Origin of the sequence: Hydrogeniiclostridium mannosilyticum, assembly GCF_003268275.1 — a bacterium.
Taxonomy (GTDB): Bacteria; Bacillota; Clostridia; order Oscillospirales; family Acutalibacteraceae; genus Hydrogeniiclostridium; species Hydrogeniiclostridium mannosilyticum.
Map to the genome: position 1 here is coordinate 1 of NZ_QLYR01000045.1, position 420 is coordinate 420.

At 45.7% G+C, this 420-nt stretch carries 1 protein-coding gene; it reads right to left on the reverse strand.

Translation table 11 applies throughout. The features are described from left to right. A partial coding sequence (locus DPQ25_RS14395) for a type I restriction-modification system subunit M N-terminal domain-containing protein (RefSeq protein ID WP_146740583.1) occupies nt 1-260 on the reverse strand: 260 nt, incomplete at its 3' end. Nucleotides 261-420 lie beyond the last annotated feature (160 nt).

Consider the following 420-nt stretch of genomic DNA (forward strand, 5'->3'; position numbering starts at 1 on the left):
GCGGCGGAAATAACGCTCCAGCGGGCGCTTGCCGGAACAAAAAAGATCCCCTCGGAGGCGTACTCGTCAATATCCTCCTCAAAGCCGTCGCCTTCCGCGACAAGAGCCCGGTATTTTTCATCGAAACGGTCAGAAATGTATTTAAGGAAAATCAGCCCCAGGACAACGCTTTTGTACTCCGAAGCGTCCATATTTCCCCGCAGAACACAGGCGGCGTCCCAGATTTTCTTTTCAAAGCTATTGGATTCGGCTCTCTCCATCTTAATACTCCATTTCTAAAGTAATCCTACTGCTATTTTACAGGATTTCTTCCAATTAGACAAGCTAAAAAGAAGCCGTAAGCTTAACGTGCTTACAGCTTCTCCTAGTATAATACAGTTCACTTTTCGAGTATAAAAACAAAACCGAACCCATCGCCAA